Consider the following 20,744-nt stretch of genomic DNA (forward strand, 5'->3'; position numbering starts at 1 on the left):
GAACAAGTCAGTGCACGTGGACGTACGTCTCCGGACCGTTGGAGTCGATGTGGTGGCTGTCGGAGGTGAACCACACGACGGTCCAGGTGCCATCGTGAGTTGCCTTGCCGCTGAGGTGGTAGGTGCCCTTGGTGTCGGTCTTCACACGGGTGACGTAGTGCCACGTCTTGCTTCCTGCGGCCCGGAACTCCAGGTACGCGTAGGTGTGGGACATGCCGGACCAGGCGCCGGAGGAACTGCGCTGCTGCAGGTGGCCGCCGAATGTCACGTACGTGTTCTTGCGCACCGTGGTATGGCTGGGTTTGCCGCCGGTGACGCGGGTGGGGGTGCGGTAGATCTTGACCGCTGCGCTGTAGGAGGGCGAGTAGTCCGGGGTGCCCGGGAAGTACGCCCGCCAGTAGCCGTTCGCCTGGCCGCCGTAGGTCGCGTAGGTCATGAACTCATCGCCGGCGAGACCTGATCGGCCGATCCGGGTGCTGCCGACGGTATGCCACGTCTTGCCGTTGGACGAGTACTGGATCGTCATGGAGTGCGTGTTGCTCGGGAACTCCGCCCCGTGCAGATCCAGATGGCCGTCGATCACAGCCTCGCCGTACTCGTCCTCGCTGACGTGGAACGGGGTGACGCGGCTGGGCGACGGAACGTGCACATACACCGGTGCCGAGTCGCTGTCGGTGCTCAGGAGGAAGGGATCGTAGTCCCAGTAGTTGTTGAAATAGTACGCACCGGCGGTGCCGGTGCTGACGGCGAAGGTGCCGGTGGCGGTGGTCTTGACCGTGGCGGAGAAGGAGGCCGGCCCCATGGTGTAGATCTTCTGGTCCGGCGTGCCCACCCACGTGGACCCGACCTTCCGTTCGAGCACGCCGGTGATCGTGGTGCGGCCGCCTTGGGGAACGTCGACGTCGGTCTTGCTCAGGATGCGAATCCGGGTGGTCTCCGCCGTCGCCGGCACGGTGAGCGGGCTCTGGTCACTGGTGTCCAGGAAATACGGATAGCCCGCGGTGGCGGTGCCGTCGGCGCCAGCCGTGCGGTAGGTGACGCCACCTTTCGCCGTGACCGGTGCGGCCACCCGCCCGTCCGCCCGCGCGGTGGCGACCGCGACCGTTTCCGACGGCACCCCCGCCTCCGGGTCGGCAAGGGCAACCGACACACCGGCCGGGTCGAGTACCGCGCCGGTGCTGGGGTCGGTGACGGTGACCGGCGCGGATACGGTGTACGAGCGGTGCTCGTAGTCCACGGAACTCCGGTCGGACGCCAGCTTCCCGACGGACACCTGCGCCGCGTAGGTGAACTCGCCGGCGTCCGGGAAATGTTCGACGTTTCCCGAGCTGTCCGTCACATCCACGGAGACGTCGTAGACGCCCATGGCGGGAAGGGTGGGCCGGTCGGCCGAGACCTGACCGCCATAGTAGGGATTGGGCACGAAGTCCGACGTCGTCGCGGCATCGGGCGCATCCGCGGGCGCCCCGTGCGGCCGGTAGCGGGCAGTGACACCCGTGACCGTCGCGGTGGCGCTGTAGACAGACAGCGAGAGTTTCCAGTGGTCCGGCCAGGAGTTGCCGACTCCGTACACCTCGAACTGGTGCGGGTCCGGGCTGCTGTCGGTCGGGGCGGACGTCGCGGTGTCGGACGGGACCGGGGCGACGGTGTCGGACGGGACCGGGTCGGCGGTGTCGGACGGGACCGGGTCGGCGGTGTCGGCCGGTGCGGCGGCCGCGGGGCTCGTGGGTGTGGCCGTCGGCCTCGGGCTCGCAGCGAGGGACGGGCTCGCGGTGGTGCCCGACACCGACTCGTGCGGCGCGGATGTCGCGGAGTCGGCGGCGGTTGCCGGAAGGGCCTGTACGGCTGTAAGCAGTGCACCGGCTGTCAGAGCAGGCAGAACAGCACGAAGTCTCACTCGACGAATCCCCCCAATAAAAGGCGAATGCCTTTGCCACCCGCGGCAGTTCAGCGCCGATCGCAGAGCAGTACGGGTCGGCCAATCCTAGAGCCGACCTCCGACGCGCCCGCACACAGGGCCCAGGACGAGAGTCCAGGACTTCTCCTGTCGAACCCCTGTATCGGCGCCCGGGTGCAAGCACCGGTCGGCGGATGCCGTCGCGGAAGCACACACAGGTGTGCGGGCCGCGCACATGGCGAAACCTCGTGCGGGCGTCGGCTGCGGCAGTGGTGTCGGCCGCGATGCCCGCCGTTCGACCATGGGCTCGGCGGTCAGGACGCACCGGTCGTCGTCTGCGCCGGCTGCGTGGTGGACGCCGGGGCGTTCGCCGGGAGACGCGCAGGGTCGCGGACGGGGTGCTCGACCGCACCGGACGCCAGGTGGGAGATGTCCGGCAGCGCGTGCGCGTAGCCGGCTCCGAGCAGCAGGGCCGCGGCCGTCGCGGCAGTGGCGGTCCGGCGGGTCGTGGTGCTCACCCGCCGAAGGCCGCGTTCGCGTCGGCGCAGGGCGGCGGGGTCGTGCGCGGATCCGGACATGGGCATGGGCCGGCCTCCTTCGGGGCGAAGGCGGTACCACGAGGCGATCGTCCGACTCGTGGGCGCCATGTCATCAGCTTGCGCCGCACCGCGTCGGAGAGCCGTTCAGGAAATCCTCAGATGTGGCAAAGCCGGTCGGAGCGGGCGGTGGCCCCGGCGCGTACCCTGCCCTCGGCCGATCCGGAGAGCCCTTCACGTCGTCCTACGCTGGATGCCGTGGAACAGGAAACCGGCCCCCGCGCCGTTCCCGAAGAGCTCACCGTGCTGGTCGTCGAGGACGACCCCGGGCTCGCCGGATCGCTGGTGCGCGGCCTGGAGCGAGCCGGGTACCGGGCGACCTGCGTCGGCACCGGACGCGGTGCGCTCACCCACGTACCGTCGCCCGACGTGGTACTGCTCGACCTCGGTCTGCCGGACATGGAGGGTGTCGACGTCTGCCGCCTGCTGCGCCGCCAGTCGGACGTTGCGATCATCGTGGTGACCGCCCGCGGCGAGGAGGGCGACCGGGTCGCCGCACTCGACGAGGGCGCCGACGACTACCTGGTCAAGCCCTTCGGGCTGGCGGAGCTGCTGGCGCGGATCAGGGCCGTACTGCGGCGCATCCGCCCGTCCGGATCCGAACTGCTGACCCACGGCCCGCTCGCCGTCGACCCGCGCACCCGCAAGGTGACGGTCGGCGGTGAGGACGTCGCCCTGACACCGAAGGAGTTCGACATCCTCCAGTGCCTCGCCGCCGATCCGGGCCGGGTCGTGACGCGGCAGGAGATCCTGGAGCGAGCCTGGGACGCCCACTGGTACGGGCCCACGAAGGTGCTGGACGTCCATATGGCCGCACTGCGCCGCAAGCTGGGTGTGCCCGGGCTGGTCGAGACCGTCTACGGGCGCGGTTTCCGCCTCGGTGAAGTCGGCTGACGCGCCGTGACCCGCCGAATCGCGCTCAGCGTCATCGCCCTGATCACCGCGGTCCTGGTGCTGGCGGTGGTGCCGCTCGGGCTGCTCATGACGCAGCGCGAGCAGACCTCGTTCCGGGACGAAGCGGCCGCGAAGACGAGGTCGATCGCCTCCGCCGCCGAGGAGCATCTGTCCGACCACAGGTCGGACGCGCCGGCGCGGAGCCTCGTCGAGGAGGCCCACCGCAGAGGCGACTGCGCGACCGTCTACGACAGCGCGGGCCGTGTGGTGCTGTCGACCGCGTGTTCCGACGTGGCCGGGGACGACTCCGCGGGGCTGGTCTCCTCCGTGCTCGCCCACCCCGACACCCGGGTGCGGCAGGACGATCAGTGGCTGACCACCGCCGTGCCGATCGGCGACGCCTCGGACCCCGTCGGGGTGGCCGTGCTGAGCCGGTCCGCCGATCCCCTGCACGACCGGATCCTGGCGATGTGGGGCTGGCTCGCGCTGATCGGCGTCGGCGGCCTCGGCGCCGCCGTGCTGGTGTCGGTGCTGCTGGCCCGCTGGGTCGGCCGCCCGCTGCGGGTACTGGACGAGGCGGCAGGACGGCTGGGCGAGGGAGCGCTGGACGCGCGGGCGCCCGCCGGGGCAGGGCCGCAGGAGGTGCGCCGTCTGGCGGCGACGTTCAACACGATGGCCGCGCGAACGGAGGCCCTGGTGCACGGCCACCGCGCCGTGGTCGCCGACGTGTCGCACCAGTTGCGCACCCCACTCGCGGCGCTCCGGCTGCGCCTGGACCTGCTCGCCGCCGACGCCGAAGGGGACACCGCCGCCGAGCTGGCCGACGCGCAGGGCGAGATCGCCCGCCTGTCCCGGCTGGTGGACGGCATGCTGGCGGTGGCGCGCGCCGAGCACGCGGTGCCGCAGCCGGTCCCGGTCCGGGTGGACCGGCTCGTGGCCGAACGGATCGCCGCCTGGGAGCCCGTCGCCGACGCGGGCCGGGTCCGGCTCGCCGTCGACTGCCGCGCCGGGCTCACCGCCTTCCTCGGCGAGGGCGATCTGGAGCAGGTGCTCGACAACCTGATCGCCAACGCTCTCGACGCGGTCCAGGAGGGCGGGCGGGTGTTGATCTCCGGCAGGCGGCAGGGCGAAACCGTTGAGCTGCGGGTCGCCGACAACGGTCCCGGGATGGGCCGGACCGCACGGGAGAACGCGTTCCGCAGGTTCGGAAACCCCGAGGCGAGCGGTACCGGGCTGGGCCTGGCCATCGTCCACCGGCTGATCACCGCCAACGGCGGTACCGCCGAGCTGCTGGACTCTCCAGGCGGCGGGTTGACCGTGGCGCTGTCGCTGCCGGCGTCGCGGCGCCGACGCGACCGGGGCGGGGAGTCCGGAGCCGCCGGTGCCCGGGCGGCGCCTGGTCCGATCCCGGACCGGCATTCCCCTGACCTGCCCTGACCTGCGGTTTCACCGATCTTTGCGGGTTCTGAAGGATTCCTGAACCGGATCCCGACAGCCGCCCGCGCAGGCTGATGGTCGGACAACCACAGGCGTGGCCGCGAGGTGCCGGACGCTTCACCGGGGCACACCGACGGCCGAGGAGGAACCGTGTCCCACCCCGACCACCCCACATCGGCCGGTGCCGCCCGCCGCCGTGACCGCGGCCTGCGCCGGGTCGGAAACACCACCGGCTGGGTGGCCGCTGCGGCAGCCGTCGGCTCCGTGGCGCTCGCAGCCGGATACGCCTATGCCCTGCCGGGGAAGTCCGCACCCCCGCCCGGGAACACTTCACGACCGTCCGTCCCCGCGTCCGCGCCCCCGCCGAGCCCGTCCGCGACTCCCGGGGCATCCCACTCGGCGGCCCCGGCAAAGACCCCCGTACCGCCCTCGCGTACGGCACCGCACACGACCGCCCCGCGACGCACGGCCGCTCCCGCCCTCACCCGGCCGGCGGCCCCCGCCACCACGAAACCCCCGGCAGCGACCCCGCAGCCCTCGCACACCACCTCGGGTGCGTCATGACCCCCGGCACTCCGGCGTCGGTCTCCTTCCCCGCGCTGGGCACCACCGCCTCGCTGCTCGTCACCGACCCCGGTGCCATGAGAGCAGCACGCCAGGTGCTCGACGCCGAACTCACCGCCGTCGACGCGGCGTGCAGCCGTTTCCGGCCCGATTCGGAACTGTCCCGCGCCAACGCCGCGGCGGGAGCCGCCGTGCACGTGAGTACCCTGTTCGCCGAGGCGCTGGACGTGGCGCTGCACGCGGCGCAGGTGACCTCGGGCGTCGTGGACCCCACCGTCGGAGCCGCCGTACGGGCGCTCGGCTACGGCGTCACGTTCGCCGCGCTGCGCCCGCAGGACCTGGGCCCCGTACACGTCGCCGGACCCTCCGCGGGCTGGCGGGCGGTGGACTGGGACCGGGCCGCCCGGCGGCTGCAGCTGCCCCCGGGCGTCGTGCTCGACCTCGGCGCGACGGCCAAGGCCCTCGCCGCCGACCGGGCGGCCGGCCGCGCCGCCGAGGTGACGGGCTGCGGTGTCCTGGTCAACCTCGGCGGTGACCTCGCGGTCGCGGGTGATCCGCCGCCGGGCGGCTGGCGGATCGCCCTCGCCGACGACCACGCGGCACCCGGTACGGCGGCCCGGCCCACGGTGAGCATCACCGAGGGCGGACTCGCCACCTCCGGCACCACCGTGCGGACCTGGCGCCGCGAGGAGCGGCGCGTGCACCACATCGTCGATCCCGTCACCGGCGACAATCCGACGCCGGTCTGGCGGACCGTCAGCGTGGCCGCCGCCAGTTGCGTGGCCGCCAACACCGCGAGCACCGAGGCCGTCGTCCTCGGCGACCGCGCCCTCGGCCGGCTGCGCCGGACGGGACTGCCCGCGCGGCTGGTCCGCATGGACGGAACCGTCGAGCGGGTCTGCGGCTGGCCCGCGGACACGGCGGAACGGACCGAGGACACCGCCTCGGAGACCCTCACCGGAGGTGCCCGATGACCGGACTCGTCCCGCTGGCCGCGGCCGGTCCCAGCCCGCTGTGGTACGCGACCCGGGCCGGCGGCACCGTCGCCCTGGTGCTGCTCACCGCGACCGTCGCACTCGGCATCGCCGTCGGCGGCCGGTACACACCCCGGCGGCTCGCCCGCTTCGAGGTGCACGCGCTGCACCGGAACCTGTCGGTGCTGACCCTGGTCTTCCTGGCCCTGCACATCGTCACCGCGATCCTCGACACCTTCGTCCACCTGGGCTGGCTGGTGACCGTGGTGCCGTTCACCGCCTCGTACCGGCCGCTCTGGCTGGGCCTGGGCACGGTCGCGTTCGACCTGCTGCTCACGGTCGCCGCCACCAGCGCGGTACGGCTGCGCATGGGGCAGCGACGGTGGAAGGCCGTGCACTGGCTGGCCTACGCGGCCTGGCCGGTGGCGCTCTTCCACGCCGCCGGAACCGGCACCGACACCCGGCTCACGCCACAACTCGCCCTGTACGCCGGATGCGTGGCCCTCGTGGTCGCCGCCGTCTGGTGGCGGCTGTACCGGGCGGGTCCGGGGCGGTTCGCGGTACGGCTCTGGGCGGGCCTCGCCGCGGTGGCCATGCCCGTGGTGCTGGCCGCGTTCTTGAACTCCGGTCCGCTGCAATCGGGGTGGGCGCACCGCGCAGGCGGTGCCACGAGCACGGGAACAGGCACAGGCACAGGCACAGGCACCGGCACAGGCACCGGCACCGTCCACCCGACGCCCGCGCCGACCGACGACGACGAGGGAGGCGAGCAATGACCGACGCGATGACCGAGGGCCCGGCAACCGTCCGGGCCGAAGACGGCCGGGACGGCATGCTGGGCCCGTACGGCTCCCGGCTGCTGCACGGCTGGTACGCCACCGGCCGCGCGGCCGACCTGGACGAGCACCTCCACCGGTACGGTCCGCCGCCCTTTCCCCGCACCGCCGACGCGGCCGACCGGCTGGTGCGCGCGGTGGAGGACGCGGGACTGACCGGCAGAGGCGGCGCCGCCTTCCCCACCGGGCGCAAACTGCGCACCGTCGCCGCGGGCCGGGGCACCGCCGTGGTGGTCGCCAACGGCATGGAGAGCGAACCGGCCAGCCGCAAGGACGAGACCCTGCTGGACCTCGCCCCGCACCTGGTGCTGGACGGCGCCGCACTGGCCGCCGTGGCGGTGGGCGCCGACGTGGCGCACCTGTGTCTGCCGCGCACCAGGCAGGACCAGGCACAGGCACTGCGCGAGGCCGTCGAGGAACGGCGGAGGAGGGGCCTTTCCCCTGTGCCGGTGCTGGTGCACGAACTGCCCCACCACTACGTCTCCAGCGAGGAGACGTCGCTGGTGCGCTGGCTGAACGGAGGCGACGCCCGCCCGCTGGCGACACCCCCGCGCCCCTTCGAGCAGGGTGTCGGCCGGCGCCCCACTCTGATCGACAACGTCGAGACCCTCGCCCACCTCGCGCTGATCGCACGCTACGGTCCCGGCTGGTTCCGCAGCGCCGGGCGCCCCGACGCCCCGGGCACCACGCTCGTGACCCTCTCCGGTGCGCTGCGCACACCGGGCGTCTACGAGGTGCCGATGGGCCGACCGCTCGCGGATGTGCTGGACTTCGCCGGGGGACCGGCGGAACCGCTCGGATCCGTGCTGCTGGGCGGCTTCTTCGGCAGCTGGCTGCCGGCGGCCCAGGCGCTGCGCGTCCCGTTCGCCAAACAGGACCTGTCCCCGCTCGGCGCGGGACCCGGTGCCGGAGTGATCGTGGCGCTCCCCGTCCGTACCTGCGGTCTGGCCGAGGCGGCGAGGGTGCTCGGCCACCTCGCCGCGCAGAGCGCACGCCAGTGCGGACCGTGCCGGCTCGGGCTGCCGGCCGTCGCCGCGGACTTCGCCGACCTCGCCTGGGGCCGTCCCACCCCGGAGTCGATACGGCGTCTGGAGGACCGGGCCGGGCTGCTCGCCGGGCGGGGTGCCTGCCGACACCCCGACGGCGCGTCCCGGTTCGCCGCGACCGCACTGCGGGTCTTCGCCGCCGACGTACGGCACCACCTGGACCTCGGCCCGTGCGCTGCGGCCTGGGACGAGCCCGTACTGCCCGTTCCGGACTCACCGGCACCCGACGACCGGGAATGGAGGTGATCGGCATGCCCGGCGCCCACTCCCTCGGCATCGACCGCATCGCCTGCGACGGCTACGGCCTGTGCGCGGAACTACTGCCGGAAATCGTCGAGTTGGACGAGTGGGGCTACCCGGTCGTGGGATCGGCCCCTCTCACCGGTGAAGCCCTCCGACACGCACGGCGCGCCGTGGCCGCGTGCCCGGCACTGGCCCTGCGCCTGGACCCGGCACCGGGGCGAGCCGTGGACCGGCAGCCGGCCCAGCGGTCGTGAACGAGTTCTTAACCCCACGTCAGACATACTTCAGCCCGCTCCGGCGCACGGTGCGGGAGCGAGCGGGACAACACTGCCGTCCGGGCCGGGCGGGGCCTGATCAGCGGGATCACCAGGAGGACGGACAAGTGACCGTGACCGGCGACCGGACACCGGCGCACAACACGTCCGAGACGCCCGGCACGGCGTCCGGCGGCCCCGAGGGCAACGAGCGGCTGACCGCGGCGACCGGCGCGGTACTACTGGTCCTGTTCGCCGTCGAGGGCGTCACCATCCTCTTCCTCGGGCGACTCCTCACCCTGCACTTCTTCGTCGGGCTGCTGCTGACCGGCCCGGTCTGTCTGAAGATCGGCTCGACCGGCTACCGGTTCTACCGCTACTACACGGGCTCGCCCGCGTACCGCCGCAAGGGACCGCCCGCACCGCTGCTGCGGGCGCTCGGACCCCTCGTCGTCGTCACGAGCGTCGCCGTCCTCGGCACCGGAGTGGCACTGGCCCTGCTCGGACCCGACACCGGCCCGGTCCCGGTACTCCTGCTGCACAAAGCCGCTTTCGTCTGCTGGATCGCGGTTACGGCCGTGCACGTCCTCGCCTACCTGTGGCGGCTGCCGCGCCTCATCGGCGCCGATCTGCGGCGCCGCCCGGCACGTCATGGGGCTCCCGCTCCCCTGCGGGCCGGACGCTGGTCGCTGCTGGCGCTGTCGCTCGGCGCGGGCCTCGCCGTCGCGCTTGCAGGAGTCCACCTGGTCTCCGGCTGGACCGGATAGGGCCGACGCTTCTTCCCTGCCCGGTCGGGAATCGATGTGCGGATGAACCGGATACTTGCGCCAGGTGCTTTTCGTCGACGCCGTTCAGTCGTCGGTCATCGCGATGAAGGTTCCGTGCCAGCTGTGGTACCAGACCTGGCCGGTGGCGGCGTTGACCGACAGCATGCCGGTGATCTTCCCGTTGGCCAGGGTGTGCAGCGTGTAATGGCCGGGGAACTGTTCCGCCGCACCCGGTGTCCAGCCGGCGCGGTGGTCGTCCAGCCACTGGCGGGCGATCGTGCGGGCGTCGGCAGCGGTGACGCGGGGCTTCCCGCCGCCGAAGAGGAGTGCCATGCCGTAGTCGGTGTTCCACGTCATCGCCGGGCCGTGTTCGAACCAGACCGCGCCGTCGCCGGGGTCGACCAGGACTTCCGTGGCGTGCCGGCCGCGGCGGCGACCGTTGAACCGAGTATGACGGAGCACTCGATGGCATGGGACGAGACGAGCCTGTCCGGTCTGCAGGCGCAGCTGGCGCACGAAATGCTGAGCCGTGTCACGGCCTTCACGTTCGGACCGGAAGTCCGGCTCGTCCGAGGTGTGGTGACTTCCCCGGACCGGCCCGACGCCGGCCGCGTCGTCCTCTGGGACGGGCAGCGGCTCGACAGCTCCGTCGCTTTCGACGTGCCGCTCACGGACACCCACGGCGGAAACATCCCCTCGGGGGACATCGCAGCCGCCCTGCGCGGCGTGGCGGTGGACCGCTCGGAACACGAGATCCAGGAGGCACCGCGCGACGCCTTCGAGATCCCTGTGATCGACGCATCCGCCCCTGTTCACGCCTTCGCAGCCGAGCCGCGTTTCAAGGTGCCGGACGCACTGCATGCCGCAGCGGCTGCGTTCTCCCTCCCGCCGGAGCCGGAAGAGCCTCCAGAACTGCGCCTGCGCGGGTTCCTCCTTCTCGACCGGACAACGTGCCGCCTCTACCTGGACACCCCCGAATCACAGGACGCACCCCCGTTCGGCATCGACCTCCCCCTCCAAGACGAGAAAGGATCCGTCACGGTCGGCGTAACAGCAGTGCACAGTGCACTCCCAGTACTTCTGCTGGGCGAGCTGGAACGCATGCGCAAGGACGTCCACGACCCCTACTGTCACGCCGTCTACGACGTGGCGGACTGGCTCTCGGGCAGCTGACTGCACGGTGCCGGGAACCGCTTTACGCGTATCAGCCCCCCGCTCCGGGAGCCCATCAGCTCCCGGAGCGGACGGGCGTGCCACACGATGGACAGCAAAAAGGCCCGGATTGCTGGGAGCGACGGCGCCTGGGCGGGCTCTGCGCGCCTGACCTGCGCAGATGCTGTCTCGATGAGATGATTGTGGTGCTGGATCGCACCGCTGTCGACCGTCGTTGTCCGCCTCTTGGGCACGCTGTGGGCACGACGTCGAAGGAGAGCAGGCAGAGCGCCGTTCGAGCTGGTTCCATGCTCGGCGCGGCCGTTCCGGATGGGGGGCCGAAGGGCGCCTTCCCGAGTGCACAAGGCGACGGCGACGCACTCAGGATCCCCTCCTCGGTGCGGGCCGCCGGCGCTCGGACAACGGACCAACCCCAAGTCACCGACCTGGGGTCTCATTGGGTCCGATGCCACGATGCCGCCCCGAGGGCAACCTCTACACGGAGGCGGGGGCCGACGCCTCCCGTCCGACCGTGGCCGCTCGCGCCGCGAGCCCGACGGTGCGGGTGAGCGTCATCACCACGGCCATCAGTATCAGCGCGTCGGTGAGGGCGTCGCCGGTCACCTGGTTGTCGAGCATCCAGCGGCCCAGTTGCGGGCCGAACCAGTTCTCCGAACCATAGGAGAACGCGGTCCGTGCGCCGACCACCACGATCCACAGCGCCGCGTAGGCGACACCCGCCCGGCTGACCGGACCGCCGGTCCTGGGGCTGCGGTAGACCGTGGTGAAGGCCATCGCCAACAGGCCGACGACCAGCCCCGCGACGACGGCGGCGAGTTCGAGGACCAGGCCAGAGCCGTCCGTGGCGGGGCTCTTGATGAACAGGGGGACGATCACGGCGGCCGTCAGCAGGGGCCGCAGAAGGCGCAGCTTTCCGATCTTCCGGCGGGGTCCGAGGTCCGCTTCCAGGACGGCGAACAGGACCGCGCCGTTGATGATCAGGGCTTGGGTGAGCGTGGACATGGGACGCGAGCCTCTCGGTGGACGGTGCGCCGGGGGTTCCGGTCGGCCTGCTCAGATTCGCGCCGGCAGCGGGTTCCTCGCGCCGTAGCAGGGGGTGACATCGCGGGGTGAGCCGTGCGGCACGCGGTGGTACCGGTCCGGGCGCCGGTGTCACCCCGCGGGTCACCGCACGGGGTGACGCGTCGGGCCTCGGGCGCGTCTAGTGTCGGCGCAGCCAACAGGCGGTCCGAGCAGACACGTACCTCACCGGGGGTCCTCAAGTGAACGCGCTGAACCTGCTGGAAGCGCCGGCCGCACTCGCGGTCGTGGCCTTCGTGATCGTGCGTCAGGTGTGCGGTGAGCCGCTGCGCGGCAGGCGACTTGTGGTGCTGCCCATGGTTCTCGCCGTCGTCGGTCTCACCGGTCTCGACATGGGCGGCCACCTCCCCACCGCCGGCACCGCGTGCCTGGTCATCGGCGCGTGATCGCGGCCGGGATCGGCGCGGCACAGGGAGCCCGGCCACGGCTGGAGCCGCGCGACAGTGTGTGGTGGGCGCGGATGCCGGTGCGCGGGCTGTGGCTGTGGCCCGCGCTGGTGGCCTCGCGGCTGGCGATGACGCTCGTCGCCATGGCATTCGACGCCCCCGTGGCGGCCTCCAGGACGCCGATCCTGATGCTGCTGGGCGTCAACCGGCTCGGTCAGGCCGCCGTCAGCACACAGTGCGCGCTCGTCTCCGGCGTGCCGTTCGCCCCCGAGAAGGACGGCCGCCCCTTCGACGTGCGGGCCACACCGGCGGGTCTCCTGGTCGGTACGGCCCACCCGTCGTCACCCGACATCCCCCAGCCCGCGTCGCATCCCGCCGCCCCGAGCCCCCAGCCCGCACCGTACCCCCAGGCCATTCGGCGTCCTACGCGTCCTGCGCGGTCCGCTCGGACCATGGCCTCCCACGACCGCCCGCAGCGTGATGTCCCGAGCGACCAGGATGGTCGGCGACCGCGATGACCCGACGCCACCCACCGGGCCGGCCGCCCGCACCACTGTCCGAACCCCCCACACCACTACCCGCACCGAACTGGGAAGGCGAGACCCGAGCGACCGGGCGACCCGCGGGCCGGTATCCTGCGCCCGTGCTGCGTACGGTGTCATGGCTGCTGCGGACCGGCGCGTATGTGTTCATCGGCGTGAAGACCTTCACCCACCCTCCGGCCGGGACCGCGCCCCTGGTCTGGGCCGTCGCCGCTTACGTCCTCAGCAGCCTCGCCCTGCTGCTGTGGGGGCTCACCGAGGCCCGCGGCGACGAGGCCGCGCATTCCCTGAGGCTGCTGCTCGGCGCCGCCGCCGTCCTCGCGGGGTACGCCAGCGCCGCCCCGCACGCCGAATCACTCATCGGTCTGTCGCTGGCCTTCGTCATGCAACTGGGCACCCAGGCGAGCCTCGCGGTCGGCTGGGCAACGGCAGGGTGCACGGTGGCGGCCGTCGAGGCCGGCGTACTGGCCAACGGGGCGGGCCGCGAGATCGCCCTCGGCTACCCGGTGCTGGTGGTCGCGGTGCTGATCGCAAGCCACAACCGACGCGCCTGGCGGGTGCGCGCCGAGCAGTCCGCGACCCTGCTCGCCCAGACCGAGCTGCTGCGCGCCGAGCAGCGGCAGGTGGCCGTGCTGGACGAGCGCACCCGGATCGCCCGCGAGATCCATGACGTACTGGCTCATTCTCTCGGCGCCCTGAGCATCCAGATCCAGGCCGCCGAAGTGTTGTTGACGGACCATCAGGACATCGACCGGGCCGTGACGGTGCTCGCCGGGGCGCGGCGGCTGACTGCCGACGGCCTCACCGAGACCCGCCGCGCGGTGCATGCCCTGCGCTCGTCCCTCGCACCGCTCGACGAGGAACTGGCCACATTGGCGAACACCCACCGGCAGCGGCACGGCGTACCGGTACGGCTCACCGTCGAGGGCGCCCCCTTCGCGCTCTCCGCGGACCAGGCGCTGCCGCTTCTCCGCACCGCGCAGGAAGCCCTGACCAACGCCGCCAAACATGCCTCCGCCCAGCCGGTGGAGATCACCTTGACCTACGAGGACGACCACGTGACGCTCGCCGTCGACAACCCACTCTCTCAACGAGCCGCCGACAGGCCGGAGTTCGCCACCCTCAATGGCGGCTACGGACTCACCGGGATGCGCGAGCGCCTCCTGCTGCTGGGCGGGACACTCGACGCGGGGGCATGGGACGGCCGGTGGCGCGTGTGCGCCGAGGTGCCGCGATGAGCGCCCAGGACGCCCGGCCACTGCGGGTGGTGGTCGCCGATGACCAGGCCAGCGTCCGCGAGGGCCTGGTCCTCATACTCGACCTGCTCCCGGACATCGACGTCGTGGCCTCCGCGGCCAACGGCCAAGAGGCGCTCGACCGGGTCGCCGAGCACCACCCGGACGCGATCCTGCTCGACCTGCACATGCCGGTGCTCGACGGCACCGAGACCACCCGCCGTCTCACGTCCGAGTTCCCCGAGGTCGCCGTCGTCGTCCTGACCACCTACGCCGACGACACCTCCGTCCTGGAAACGCTACGGGCCGGGGCCCGCGCGTACCTCACCAAAGACGCGGACCGTCTGCACATCGCCCGTACGCTGCACAGTGCCGCCTCGGGTCTGTCCGTCCTCGACCCCAAGGTCCAGGCCACCCTGCTCGCCGCGGCGAGCGCTCCCGCCCAGCCCCCGCAACCCGCCCTCTCCGACCGGCCGCTCCCCGACGGCCTCACCCGCCGCGAGGCGGAGATCCTCACCCTCATGGCCCGTGGCATGACCAACGCCGAGATCGCCACAGCCCTCTTCCTGAGCGGCAACACTGTGAAGACCCACATCAGCCGCGTCTTCACGAAGACCGGCTCCCGCGACCGCGTCGCCGCCATCCGCTACGCCCGCGACCACGGCCTGGACTGACCGGTACCGGGCCCGACCGGGCAGATCCAGCCAGCCTCAGGAACTCGTCGAAGTCGCCCTCGCCCTCACCCATGTTGAGGTGCTCTCCCCTTACGGTTTGCCCATGACTCCTGAGCCACGGGGCCGGCTGAGTCCCTTCCGTGACACGGCGCCCGTGGCCCTTCGGCGCTCCTGCACCACCGCGCTACGGCCGACCACTGACATTGCGGCCCCCGCACAGCCACGATCCGAAGGGGTCAACGAATACCGCGGGGCCCGTACCGTTGAACCGAGCCGGCTCCGCCGCAGCGCCGTGCGGAAGGCTGCCTGATGTGTTCGCATGCCCAGCTCGGAGAGCTCTTCGCCAGTGCACAGCCCTCCGGCACTGCGCTGCCCTTTCACTGGCCGGCGTCCGGGCCGTACTACTGGAGTGCCTGCCGGTGACGGCGGCGATGCACTCGAAGTCCCGGTCGCGGTGCAGGAGGGTCAGTCCCTGCAACTCGGCCGTGGCGGCCACCACGAGGTCGACGGCTCGCGCGTTGCGGTGCTGTCCGCACCGGCTGAGGATCTCCTGGACCTGCCCGGCACTGTCGTAGGCGCGGTCGTGGACCGGCGCGCCCGAATGTTCACGGATCATCCATCGGACTGACGCCAATCCAGCCATCCCGTGACGGCGACTGTGTCTTGACTGTGTGCCCTCGCTCATCTGGAAGGTGATCGCACATGGCCAAAAAGAGACGTGGCAGGGTTGTCGCAACAGCGGTGGCGACGAGTGTGATCGGTGTCGGCCTCGCACTGTCCCCCGGTGCAGCCGACGCCAGTGGCGGCGTGGCCGCCTGGTCATCGGTGCCGGCTGTCACCGACGTCCGCGGCGTGACCACTCCGAACGTCCTGTCGCCCGGACTCACCGAACACCCCGTCGCGCAGGGATCCCTGAAGCTGGAGAACCCGACCGACCAGGTCCCGTACTACGGATACCTCGGCGACGGCACGCTGCTGCCCGACCCCGCCGTGAAGCAGGCCCCGGGCGTGAAGATCGAGGCGAGCAAGACCGAGCCCGACAAGAACACCTACCTGCGGATGTCCGGCCTGCACGGCGCCGACCCGTCGTACCGGTACGGCAAGCACTTCCTCTTCCAGGGACACGAGGGCGCTCAGGCCGGGTACATCACCCGCATCAACCTCGACGCCGACCAGGCCCACCGCGTGACGCTGCTGGCCACCAAGGAGACCGACGGCACGGCGCTTCCCGCCATCGACGGCTCCACCTGGGACCCGTGGGCCAAGCGGCTGCTGTTCACCTCCGAGGAGGGGGCCGACGGCGCAGTGCTCCAGGCCACCCCGGACATCGACTCGAAGGTCCAGGACATCTCCTCCGTCACCGGCCGGGCCGGCTACGAGGGCATCCAGAACGACTCCGCCGGCAACCTGCTGATGGTCGAGGACAGCGGCGGTGCCACGGTCGCCACCAAGACGAAGGTTCCCAACAGCTTCGTCTACCGGCTGATCCCCTACGACAAGCATGACCTCACCAAGGGCGGCAAGCTCCAGGCGCTGCAGGTGGTCTCCCGCCGCAGCGGCTCGCCCATCGCCTACCAGGACGTCGACAGCGCGCACCCCACCGGCGGGGCGTTCACCGACGACCAGAAGGACCTGAGCAACTACGGTCCGGCCCTGAGCACCCGCTGGGTGACCATCCACGACACCAAGACCGACACCAGCGGGAAGGCGTTCGACGCCAACGCCCTGGCGAAGTCGTTCAAGGCGACCCCGTTCAAGCGTCCGGAGAACGGCCAGTTCCGCCCCGGCACGGACTTCCGTGAGTTCTACTTCGACGCCACCGGTGACACCAACGCCACCAGCACCGCCAACGACGGCTACGGCGGCTGGGGCACCCTGTACAAGCTCACCCAGAGCGACCCGCGCTCCAACGACGGCAAGCTCAGCGTCTTCTACGCGGGCGACAAGGCGCACACCGGCATCGACAACGTGACGTTCCTCGACCGCACGCACGTCGCCTTCGTCGAGGACGCCAGCGACACCGTGCACGCCCAGCGGGACGCCCTCGACTCCGGGTTCGTCTTCGCCACGACGACCGACTACTCGGGCGGCGCGCAGCCGGTGCGCTTCCTGGCCGAGGGCCGCGACCCGTCGGCGACCCTGGACAACATGCTGTCCTCGGTGAACGGCGGCATCCAGAACGACGGTGACAACGAGATCACCGGCATCCACGTCTCCGACGGCGACCCGGGCACGGACGGCATCCTCGGCGCCAAGGTGCCGACCCTGTTCCGTGACGGCTGGCGGCTGTTCTGGACCCAGCAGCACGGCGACAACACCACGTGGGAGATCACCCCGGCCGACAAGTAGGGATGCGGCCAGCCGGGGCGGGCCAGCGACCGATCCTCACGTCCCGCCCCACCGGCCACTCCGACGAGGAGCGTCAGCGCGACGTGACGGCCCGGCTCGACGACATGGTCCGCGCCGAGCGTGCGAAGCACCACAAGAACGAGAGCGCGCCCCACAAGGAGAAACCCACCGGCACCTAGCGGCGCCTTATGGTGCGGATGTGGTGCACAGCCCGCCCACCGGTCTAGACGACAAGAACCCCCCGGGTCCCTGACCTAGGGGGTTCTGCTGGAGCGGGTGACGAGAATCGAACTCGCGCTCTCAGCTTGGGAAGCGACGGCGCTCGCACGGTCAGATAGCTTCCGACCTGGACGTACGCGCCCTGACTCAATACCCGGGAGCACAGCGTCGCACCGTTGTTTACCGCGGAAGGCGCGAGAGCGCCATTCCGGACTTGGCCCCGCCCAGGCCACGGAAACGGCCTGCAGCCGCAATGCCTCCTTACAGAAGCACACCGGGAAAGCTCAGCCACGATCAAAGGTCCTCCTACCCGGATTCAGAGCCGCGGCGCCGCCTCGCGCAGTCGATCACGCGCGGCCCTCAGCAGGCCCCGTGCCCACTCCGCACGCGTGGCGCCCTCGGTCGGCCCCATCGACTCGACGTGGCCGGCACCCAGCGCTCGGGCGATCGCCTCCGCCGCGAGACGCTGCGTGAGATCGTCGTCGTACTCACCGCGGCCATCAACGCGTCGCCGTTCACGGTGTGTCGTCTTGTCACCCCCTCCCCACGGGGCCAATTCGCCATCGCTGGCCGGGAAGGGACGATACCTGCATCAACTTGACCACTCCATGACATTACAGCCGCTCATGATCTGGCAAACTTGGCGGCGTTTTATGCAAGAGCCTTCAGCAGGATGAAGGCAAAGTGGGCTGGGGGGCGGACTCTTGAGGATGTTCAGAGTGCCTGTGTTCATCCGCCGGTGGGTGCGGTGGACGCTGGCAGCGCTCGTCACAGGTGCCGCGCTCGCGGGTGGCATGGCAGCCACGTCGGCGCCCGTGTATGCCGCGGCAGCGGGCACTGGGGGGATGGATCTGCTGGCCCAAGGCGCCAACTTCGAAGTGCTGCAAACGTCCCGCTATGCCAGCGGACACTGGGCACCCACCCACCAACTGTTCAAGAACCAGCTCTTCTACGACTTCACCGATGTCGTCCAGAACAACCGGTTGCGGCTGTTCATCGAGCAGCCCGGTGGCACCGTCCTCACGATGGAAGAGGCAGAGCAGAAATCCGACGGCACCTGGACAACTCCAGCACCGATGGCCGGACTGCCGACGATCGACGCCACCACGTCGCTACCGACTCGGAACTACCTGGCCGCGGCAGTCGTCGGCACACATGTTCATCTGGTCTACATCGGAAGCACCGGCCAGATCATGCACACGTACGAACGCGCCGACGGCACCTGGACGTACCCAGACCAGGTGGCTCCTGGAAGCGCCTACCGGCATGACAAGTTCGCCAGTGTGTCGGCCGCTTCGGTAGGTGGCCTCCTGCAGATCGCGGTCGTCGACCAGGCCCACAAGACGGTGCTGCACACCGTCAGGCACGCCGACGGAACCTGGGCGCCGTGGGGCAACGTGTTGTCGCCAGCAGGCAAGCCGCGCTACTGGGGCATGCCGATCCGCGTGGCGATGGCCGGCTTCGGGTCCAGCCTCCAGATGGTGGCGCTCACCAATGGACAAGTTGCCCAATACCACACGATCCGGCACGCCGACGGATCCTGGAGCCGGTGGGGTGACATCAACGCGCAGGTGGACTTCAATCGCGCTGGTTTCATCGGAACGGTCCTGCAAGAGGTCACGGCAGTCAATGTCTCCGGCAACCTCCAGCTCGTCTTCGCCTCCGACGACGACCAGGGTTCGCTGTTCCACACCATCCGGTACGCCAACGGCACCTGGTCGAAGGCGGGACTGGTCCAGCGGGCCACGAACCTCTCCAGCTGGCGGCCGAGCGGTGTCGCCGGCTCGGCCGGGTGAACAGACGGCCGTCTCCACCGGTGTGGCCGACTCCGACGACTGCGGCCGGCAACCGGTCTACTGGCCCGTGAGAAAGAAAAGCCCACGCCTCTGACCAGCTCGGACGCCGCGGGCCTCTGTCGTTGCCGGTCGATGTCGGCTGACCTCGTACGGTGCCACCGCGCGCTTGATCTCGTCTTCGTCCACGGGCTTTGCGCTGCTTTGGCGCGAGTGATCAGGCCCCGTCACCTTCCGGCGCGTCGGACAGGCAGTGGACCCGCCCTTCACAGCACGACGTTGGAGCCGTGATCTTCGAGGATTCTTCCCGCTCTCCCGTCGAACGTGCACCTGCAGCTCGCGAAGGGCGGTGAGACCGGTGACGGTCACCCGGGGGTGTCCGCCTTGGCGCGCGGCGGGTCGGGTTCGAGCTGGGCGGCGACACGTTCTGCGGTGGCGGCGGCCCAGCGGCCGGAGGTGACGGTGCCCAGTACCAGGATGGCCGCCCCGCACCCGGCGATGATCCACCAGGCCGTAGGCCGCGCGCCGGATGCGACCGCGGCGCCGATCACCGCGATGCCGAGCGAGGATCCGACCTGACGGCTGGTCGCGGCGACTGCGGCGGCGACGCCGGCCTGGGCGCGCGGCATGCCGGACACCGCCGTGTAGGTGATCGGTGCGTTGACGAAGCCGAAGCCGAGACCGAACAGTCCGTATATGACGTACAGCAGGATGTCCGAGGGATGGGCGGAGCGGGTGACGGCGACAGCCAGTACACCGCTGGCGCCGATACCGGCCCCCGCGAGGACAAGGGGGATCCGCGGGCCGCGGCTGCCCACGATCCGCCCGGACAGCGGCGGGCACACCAGGGCCAGTATCGCCATCGGCAGCAGGTGGAGCCCGGTGCCCAGGGCGCTCAGTCCCACCACCCGTTGCAGGTAGAGGGTGTTGGCGAACAGGAAGCCACCGAGCGCGCCGAAGGCGAGGACCGCTGTCGCGGTGGCCCCGCTGAAAGGCGCGCTGCGGAAGAGCCGCGGGTCGATCAGCGGTTCGGCGCGCCGGTTCTCGTACGGGATCAAGACGGCCAGCGCGCCCGCTGTCATGATCAGGCAGGCCACGATCGGAGCGGTCCAGCCCTCTCCGGGCGCCTCGATGATGGCGTACGTCAGTGCGCCGAGCAGGACGATCACCAGCAGCTGGCCCACGGGGTCGGCGCGTCGGGCCGTGTGCGCGCGGGACTCCGGGACGAACAGCGCGGCGAGCGTCAGCGCGGCCAGCCCGACCGGCACGTTCAGCCAGAACACCGACCGCCATCCGGCCCACTCCACCAGTACCCCGCCGAGGACCGGCCCGGCCGCCATGCTCAGGCCGACCACCCCGCCCCAGACGCCGATGGCCCGCGCCCGCTCCCGTGGTGCGGTGAAGGTGTTGGCGAGGATGGCCATGGCGACGGGGGTGAGCATGCTGCCGCCCACCGCCTGCACCATACGGAAGACGACGAGCCATCCCGTCGTGGGCGCCAGACTGCACAGGGCCGACCCGCCGGTGAACAGCACGAGACCGAACTGGAAGACGCGCCGCCGTCCGACGCGGTCGGCGGTGGCGCCGGCCAAGGTCAGCAGCGAGGCCAGGACGATGGTGTACGCGTCGAGCGTCCACTGCAGGCCGGAGACGGACGCGTCCAGGGACCGCTGCATCGAGGGAAGTGCGACGTTGAGAACGGTGACGTCGAGACTGACGAGCAGCACGCTCAGGCAGCAGACGGCGAGGACGGGGGCGCGCCGCCCCCGTACGGGATCGGACACG

General features: G+C 71.3%; 20 protein-coding genes and 1 pseudogene. 15 read left to right on the forward strand and 6 right to left on the reverse strand.

The features are described 5' to 3' along the window. Positions 1-7: 7 nt before the first annotated feature. A complete protein-coding gene (locus AB0M11_RS04055) occupies positions 8-1,786 on the reverse strand; it encodes a hypothetical protein (RefSeq protein ID WP_365701067.1) in 1,779 nt (592 codons plus the stop codon). Positions 1,787-2,211: 425 nt separating this feature from the next. After that, positions 2,212-2,481 (reverse strand): hypothetical protein, encoded by a 270-nt coding sequence (locus tag AB0M11_RS04060; protein WP_365701069.1) that lies wholly within the window; start codon positions 2,479-2,481, stop codon positions 2,212-2,214. Positions 2,482-2,691: 210 nt separating this feature from the next. Here AB0M11_RS04060 and AB0M11_RS04065 point away from each other — a divergent pair, with 210 nt between their 5' ends. The 7 genes from AB0M11_RS04065 (at position 2,692) to AB0M11_RS04095 (ending at position 9,508) form a co-directional block, all read left to right on the forward strand. Beyond that, complete coding sequence (locus AB0M11_RS04065; RefSeq protein ID WP_365701071.1) at positions 2,692-3,387, forward strand: response regulator transcription factor; 696 nt, start codon at positions 2,692-2,694, stop codon at positions 3,385-3,387. Between the two features lie 6 nt (positions 3,388-3,393). After that, positions 3,394-4,824 carry a HAMP domain-containing sensor histidine kinase gene (locus tag AB0M11_RS04070; protein WP_365701073.1) on the forward strand — a complete coding sequence of 477 codons (1,431 nt, stop codon included), beginning with the start codon at positions 3,394-3,396 and terminating at the stop codon, positions 4,822-4,824. A 560-nt stretch (positions 4,825-5,384) separates the two neighbouring features. Beyond that, a complete protein-coding gene (locus AB0M11_RS04075; RefSeq protein ID WP_365701075.1) occupies positions 5,385-6,362 on the forward strand; it encodes an FAD:protein FMN transferase in 978 nt (325 codons plus the stop codon). Then, entirely contained in the window at positions 6,359-7,138 is a 780-nt protein-coding gene (locus AB0M11_RS04080) for a ferric reductase-like transmembrane domain-containing protein (protein WP_365701077.1), read from the forward strand. The genes AB0M11_RS04075 and AB0M11_RS04080 overlap by 4 nt, the downstream gene beginning before the upstream one ends. Then, positions 7,135-8,490: an NADH-ubiquinone oxidoreductase-F iron-sulfur binding region domain-containing protein gene (locus AB0M11_RS04085; RefSeq protein WP_365701079.1), complete on the forward strand. Its 1,356-nt coding sequence runs from the start codon at positions 7,135-7,137 to the stop codon at positions 8,488-8,490. Before AB0M11_RS04080 ends, AB0M11_RS04085 begins: the two co-directional genes overlap by 4 nt. Positions 8,491-8,495: 5 nt before the next feature. Beyond that, the gene (locus AB0M11_RS04090; RefSeq protein WP_365701081.1) at positions 8,496-8,741 is read left to right on the forward strand and encodes a ferredoxin; all 246 of its coding nucleotides are present in this window, start codon (positions 8,496-8,498) and stop codon (positions 8,739-8,741) included. Positions 8,742-8,869: 128 nt separating this feature from the next. After that, positions 8,870-9,508, forward strand: coding sequence for a hypothetical protein (locus AB0M11_RS04095; protein ID WP_365701083.1), 639 nt, complete (start codon positions 8,870-8,872; stop codon positions 9,506-9,508). 84 nt (positions 9,509-9,592) lie between these two features. Here the strand turns inward: AB0M11_RS04095 and AB0M11_RS04100 are convergent, their stop codons facing one another. Beyond that, complete coding sequence (locus tag AB0M11_RS04100; RefSeq protein WP_365701085.1) at positions 9,593-9,970, reverse strand: hypothetical protein; 378 nt, start codon at positions 9,968-9,970, stop codon at positions 9,593-9,595. Positions 9,971-9,973: 3 nt separating this feature from the next. Here AB0M11_RS04100 and AB0M11_RS04105 point away from each other — a divergent pair, with 3 nt between their 5' ends. Continuing rightward, positions 9,974-10,681 carry a hypothetical protein gene (locus AB0M11_RS04105; protein ID WP_365701087.1) on the forward strand — a complete coding sequence of 236 codons (708 nt, stop codon included), beginning with the start codon at positions 9,974-9,976 and terminating at the stop codon, positions 10,679-10,681. Positions 10,682-11,155: 474 nt separating this feature from the next. Here AB0M11_RS04105 and AB0M11_RS04110 read toward each other — a convergent pair whose 3' ends face one another. After that, positions 11,156-11,683 (reverse strand): hypothetical protein, encoded by a 528-nt coding sequence (locus AB0M11_RS04110; protein WP_365701089.1) that lies wholly within the window; start codon positions 11,681-11,683, stop codon positions 11,156-11,158. 260 nt (positions 11,684-11,943) lie between these two features. On the opposite strand from AB0M11_RS04110, the gene AB0M11_RS04115 reads away from it, so the two are divergent. From AB0M11_RS04115 to AB0M11_RS04130, 4 genes are all read left to right on the forward strand, one after another. Then, positions 11,944-12,147 (forward strand): hypothetical protein, encoded by a 204-nt coding sequence (locus AB0M11_RS04115; protein ID WP_365701091.1) that lies wholly within the window; start codon positions 11,944-11,946, stop codon positions 12,145-12,147. After that, entirely contained in the window at positions 12,144-12,665 is a 522-nt protein-coding gene (locus AB0M11_RS04120) for a hypothetical protein (protein ID WP_365701094.1), read from the forward strand. The genes AB0M11_RS04115 and AB0M11_RS04120 overlap by 4 nt, the downstream gene beginning before the upstream one ends. A 125-nt stretch (positions 12,666-12,790) precedes the next feature. Then, positions 12,791-13,927: a histidine kinase gene (locus AB0M11_RS04125; protein WP_365701096.1), complete on the forward strand. Its 1,137-nt coding sequence runs from the start codon at positions 12,791-12,793 to the stop codon at positions 13,925-13,927. Further along, positions 13,924-14,598, forward strand: coding sequence for a response regulator transcription factor (locus tag AB0M11_RS04130; RefSeq protein ID WP_365701098.1), 675 nt, complete (start codon positions 13,924-13,926; stop codon positions 14,596-14,598). The genes AB0M11_RS04125 and AB0M11_RS04130 overlap by 4 nt, the downstream gene beginning before the upstream one ends. A 401-nt stretch (positions 14,599-14,999) precedes the next feature. On the opposite strand, the pseudogene AB0M11_RS04135 reads toward AB0M11_RS04130, so the two are convergent. Then, positions 15,000-15,190: pseudogene (locus AB0M11_RS04135) on the reverse strand (PIN domain-containing protein); the annotation flags it as partial. Between the two features lie 260 nt (positions 15,191-15,450). Between AB0M11_RS04135 and AB0M11_RS04140 the strand changes: the two are divergent. From AB0M11_RS04140 to AB0M11_RS04150, 3 genes are all read left to right on the forward strand, one after another. Next, positions 15,451-16,947: a hypothetical protein gene (locus AB0M11_RS04140; protein ID WP_365701100.1), complete on the forward strand. Its 1,497-nt coding sequence runs from the start codon at positions 15,451-15,453 to the stop codon at positions 16,945-16,947. A 2-nt stretch (positions 16,948-16,949) separates the two neighbouring features. Then, complete coding sequence (locus tag AB0M11_RS04145) at positions 16,950-17,126, forward strand: hypothetical protein (RefSeq protein ID WP_365701103.1); 177 nt, start codon at positions 16,950-16,952, stop codon at positions 17,124-17,126. Positions 17,127-17,885: 759 nt separating this feature from the next. Further along, positions 17,886-18,962 (forward strand): hypothetical protein, encoded by a 1,077-nt coding sequence (locus tag AB0M11_RS04150; RefSeq protein WP_365701105.1) that lies wholly within the window; start codon positions 17,886-17,888, stop codon positions 18,960-18,962. A 362-nt stretch (positions 18,963-19,324) separates the two neighbouring features. Here the strand turns inward: AB0M11_RS04150 and AB0M11_RS04155 are convergent, their stop codons facing one another. Next, entirely contained in the window at positions 19,325-20,743 is a 1,419-nt protein-coding gene (locus AB0M11_RS04155) for a DHA2 family efflux MFS transporter permease subunit (RefSeq protein ID WP_365701107.1), read from the reverse strand. Between the last annotated feature and the right edge of the window lies 1 nt (position 20,744).

The organism is Streptomyces sp. NPDC051987 (genome assembly GCF_040680735.1).
In the GTDB taxonomy this organism is placed as follows: Bacteria; Actinomycetota; Actinomycetes; order Streptomycetales; family Streptomycetaceae; genus Streptomyces.